The sequence below is a fragment of the Bacillota bacterium genome (genome assembly GCA_040754675.1).
In the GTDB taxonomy this organism is placed as follows: Bacteria; Bacillota; Limnochordia; order Limnochordales; family Geochordaceae; genus Geochorda.
The window spans coordinates 1-3962 of the sequence record JBFMCJ010000385.1; the positions used below are offsets into that span (position 1 = coordinate 1).

Consider the following 3962-nt stretch of genomic DNA (forward strand, 5'->3'; position numbering starts at 1 on the left):
ATGGGTATCGTGACGGTGTGGCTGCCGGACCCGCCGCCCATGCACGAGGCCAACGCTCCGGAGGTGGTCCACCGCATCTGCCGCCAGAGCCTGGCCATGAAGATGGCCGAGCGGGCTGGCCTGGAGTTGGCCTGCCACGAGGGTGAGAACGGTGGCGGTGTGCTGGTGGAAGTTTCCGGCAAGCCCCGGCAGATGGCCCAATTCCTCGAGGCGTTGGCCGAGCAGGGCATCGGCGGGCTGACCGTCGACTTTTCCGGGCTCAACCCTGAGGAGTTGGCGGTCGTGAAGGAGGCGGCCGAGAGGGCCTCCCAGGCGCTGGCGTTCGAGCTGGTCGAGGTCTAGGCGAGAGGGTGGTGCCGCCGTGGGAGAGTGGTTCTGGACGCGGCTCGTGATGCGCGAGCGGGACGTGACGCCGGAGGTGCGGGCCGTACTGGAGGCCGAAGGCCCCTACGACGAGGGTCCTGAAACTGAGGACGGCTTCGTGGAGGTAGTCGGCTACGAGCAGAAGTGGGGTGAGTTCCCCGGACTGGAGGCGAAGCTGGTCGCGCTTGGGGTGCCGTTTGACCGGTACTCCGGGTGCGAACCGGCCCTTGAGCGCCGCTTTCGGCCGGCGCAGGACGGCAGGCCCGCCGTGGATGTCGAGGTGGCGCTGGTAGACGGAGAGCCCTTCGTGCCCCTGGAAAAGCTGCGGCATCTGCTGGAAAGATGCGGAGATTACGCCTCGCTGCGCGGCGAGCTGTCGCGGCTGATCGAGGGGCGGGAACCCGTCCCACCGCTTGAGCCGCCTGGCCCGGCTTCCCCGGACGACCAGCCGGGTGAGTTGTGAACCCCGTCCGTGGCGGCGGGGTCGTGGGGGGTCCCGGGCGCTCCGGGGCTCCCCGCGGTTTTCCAGGGAAGAGACGCAGCTGATATAGGGGGTGAGCGTTAGTGCGGGATGCCAGGCTGAAGGTGTTGGCTGGCCGTCTCCCCGAGCGACTGGAGCTGGCATTCAACGCCCACATGCAGGCTGAGGAGATGGAGGGCCGCGAGCTGGTCCAGGTTCAGGTCTTGACGTGCGCCGGGGACCAGCTCCTGTTCGTGGTGACCGGAAAGAGCGACGCAGGCGGCCGCAGTCGTGGCTGAGATAGGGAGCTGCGCCGCGGTGCCAGTCAGAGAAGTGCCGACCTCGCGCGGCAGGCCCGTGGCTCCTCCGAGACCCGGCGGGCAGCGAAAGAGGACTTTCTCGCCCTCTTTGTGGCCGTCAGCATAGGCGCCCTGCTCAGGCAAGTGGTGGTCCCGTGGCTGCTTGGCGCCTGGCCTGCCCCGCGCTGAGGGTTGCAGCCCCTGTCCGACCTGGCAGAAGGGAGGCAGTTTAATGTCCGTGTGTTTTACAGATACAGAAGAGGCCCGGGCAGCATTCGCCTTGGGTGACGGCATCGTGTTCCGCTGCGCCGCCTGCGGCCGGGACCACTCCGCGTCGGGAGGTGGTTGGGTTCCGTGCGCACGCAAGGTGGCGAAGGAGTGGGGGATGGAGCGGGATCTTCCCGTTCCGGAAGCCGAGGCGGAAGTTTGGGATCTGGCCGACCCGGTGGCGGCTGCCCTGCAGGACGACGCGTTCAATAGGTGCCTGGCCAAGGCCCGTGCCGGTGCCCCGGACCCTCACGGCGCCGCGCTGGCGTCCAGCTGGCCGGCGGTACTGTCGCTGATACCGCCGGAGATGATCCTGACCCTGACCCACACCTGGGATCGGTGGTGGGACGCGGTGGAGAGGTGGCTGAGCGCGACCTCGGAGGCGCTTACTGACTTCTGGCATGCGAGGATGCCCGGGCCAGTGCCCAGGTACGTGGAGGTGGACTGGGGCCACCCGCTGTGGCAGGCGCTGTGCGGCAGGGACGTCCTGCTGCGCAAGCAGGAGCCCCGCGGCGCCGTACTGATGGGCCGGCACGCCTGCGCGTTCCGGACGCAGGAGCGGGCGGCATCGGACTGGCGGGAAAAGTACGCCGTCCTCCAGGTCCACTTCTACGCCGGTGTCAGGGTGGCCGTCCGGGTCCACAGCAACGCGGTGGCGAGGGGTGTAGCCCGTGACCCCGAATGGGCCCTGCGGATCGCCAACCGGGGCCGGCCGAGGGGATCAAAGCGGGAGGGAACAGCGTGCTGACCGCGTGCGTCACCGGCCACCGCCGGCTGGGCGACCCTGGGCAGGTCAGGCACCTGCTGGCAGCCGCCCTCGACCGGGCTCTGGCCGAGGGGTACGCCGCCTGGTACACGGGCATGGCCCTGGGCGCGGACCAGATGGCGGCCGAGATCCTGCTCGGGAAGGCCCGCCGGGTGGTGGCGGTGATCCCGTGCGACGACTACGACCGGCTTTGGCCTGCATCCGTGCGGCGCAGGTACCGTTCCCTGCTTGTCCGGATGGACGACGTGGTGGTTTACCCGGGAGGACCGTATGCCCCCTGGAAGCCCCACGCGCGCAACAGGTGGATGGTCGACCGGTCGGGTCTGGTGGTTGCTGTTTGGGACGGCAGGCGCACGGGCGGCACGTACGGGACGGTGGGGTATGCTCGCGCCCGGGGTGTCCCCGTGCGGGTGGTTTGGCCGGGAGCGCAGGGTTGAGGTCTGAACTCGCGGGTCGCGGCGTTCGGCAGGCCAATTCGGAGCGAGGCGGAGGTGCAGGGACGGATGGACAGGGCGGAAGCCAGGCGCGTGCGGGTCATGCTGGGCGACCTGTACGGCAAGATCATGGGGTTGTCCCGGAAAGCCGAGTTGTTGGATGACGTGCACCGCAAGTTGGCGGAGCTGGACCCTGACAAGGCGCTCGCCCTGCTGATGAGATCGGAGGAGTTCAACCAGGAGGTAAAGGAGACTGTACGTTTCGGCTGCTTCGCGCTGGCTCTGTGGGGGTACTATGGTTTTGGATCCGCGCTGCTCGTGGACGGGCCGTTGCCCGGCGTGCGGGGGTGCCGTACCCAAACCGGCGCTTGAGAAACTGGCGGGGGAGGAGGGCTGAAAGCATGGACTTCACGGGCGTGGTGGTAACCACGCTGCCCTTCGTTCCGCGGAACGAGGAGGCTTTCCGGGCGGAACTGGCGCGGCTGGGCATCCCGAGCGTCGAGGAAGATCCTTCGTGCTCCGGGCTGGTGTGGGAGAAGCGCGAGGACGGCTACTGGTTCGGCGGACACGTCGTGACGCTGGACGTGGACGTGCCAGACGACGTGGACCCGTCCGGGGTCGTTGACCTGGCGGAAGTGCTGCAGGACCACATCAAGCCCGGGACGGTCTTTGCGTGCGAGTCCGTCGCGCACGAGGGCCTGTGCTCGGTCAGCGCCTGGGTCTGTGTGGTCACCGAAGACAAGGTCCTGCAGGGCGGGTTGGAAGACATCGCCGCAGCGCTCCTCAGCGTGGTGAAGTCCGCACCTACCGAGTGCCGCTGTCAGGGTGAGCGGCGGTTCGGGTGTGGCTGCCGTTGAAGACGGCGGGGAGGGCCCGGGAGTCCAGGGCCCGGCTCCCCGTGAGGGGGTATCGATCGATGAAGAAAGCCGTAGTGGTCTTGAAGGCGCTGCTTGCCGGCCAGAGGGTGGTCCTCGACGGCCGGACGTGCGTCCTGGAAGACGGCCGGCTCTGGGTGGTGGCCACGCGGTGCTTCGACGGCGCCGAGCAGGAAGTGCTTCTCCCTCTCGAGATGACCTTGGACGGTTTCCTGGCTGCCTGCGACAGGCTCCCCGACGCCGAGGCGTTTGTTCTGGGGGCGCAGGCGGTCCTGACCGACGAAGCCCGGTCAAAGTCGTGCCGGGCGGAGGGCTGACGTGTTCTGCGGAGAACCGGACCTGCGCGGCTGGCTCCACGTGCAGTAGACCGTATTCTGCGGGTGCTGTCCCAATTGGGAGTATGTAGAGGGCAAGCACCGGCGCGAGGCCGGGCAGGACGCGAGGCGGCGCGGGTGGCGGTACACCCGCCAGAAAGGTTGGGTTTGCCCGCGGTGCCAG

Annotated in this window: 8 protein-coding genes; all 8 read left to right on the forward strand. The window is 68.6% G+C overall.

Features of this window, described 5'->3' with window-relative positions; genetic code table 11:
- The coding region (locus AB1609_17360) for a hypothetical protein (protein ID MEW6048216.1) at window positions 1–342 on the forward strand (342 nt) is incomplete at its 5' end.
- 19 nt (window positions 343–361) lie between these two features.
- Window positions 362–826, forward strand: coding sequence for a hypothetical protein (locus tag AB1609_17365; GenBank protein ID MEW6048217.1), 465 nt, complete (start codon window positions 362–364; stop codon window positions 824–826).
- Between the two features lie 101 nt (window positions 827–927).
- On the forward strand, window positions 928–1122 hold the full coding sequence (locus tag AB1609_17370) for a hypothetical protein (protein MEW6048218.1): 195 nt from the start codon (window positions 928–930) through the stop codon (window positions 1120–1122).
- Between the two features lie 385 nt (window positions 1123–1507).
- On the forward strand, window positions 1508–2137 hold the full coding sequence (locus AB1609_17375; GenBank protein MEW6048219.1) for a hypothetical protein: 630 nt from the start codon (window positions 1508–1510) through the stop codon (window positions 2135–2137).
- Entirely contained in the window at window positions 2131–2592 is a 462-nt protein-coding gene (locus AB1609_17380; protein MEW6048220.1) for a DUF1273 domain-containing protein, read from the forward strand. Before AB1609_17375 ends, AB1609_17380 begins: the two co-directional genes overlap by 7 nt.
- 66 nt (window positions 2593–2658) lie before the next feature.
- Window positions 2659–2961, forward strand: coding sequence for a hypothetical protein (locus AB1609_17385; protein ID MEW6048221.1), 303 nt, complete (start codon window positions 2659–2661; stop codon window positions 2959–2961).
- 29 nt (window positions 2962–2990) lie between these two features.
- A complete protein-coding gene (locus AB1609_17390) occupies window positions 2991–3446 on the forward strand; it encodes a hypothetical protein (GenBank protein MEW6048222.1) in 456 nt (151 codons plus the stop codon).
- A 59-nt stretch (window positions 3447–3505) separates the two neighbouring features.
- Window positions 3506–3781, forward strand: a complete 276-nt coding sequence (locus AB1609_17395) for a hypothetical protein (GenBank protein ID MEW6048223.1) — start codon at window positions 3506–3508, stop codon at window positions 3779–3781.
- The last annotated feature ends 181 nt before the right edge of the window (window positions 3782–3962 follow it).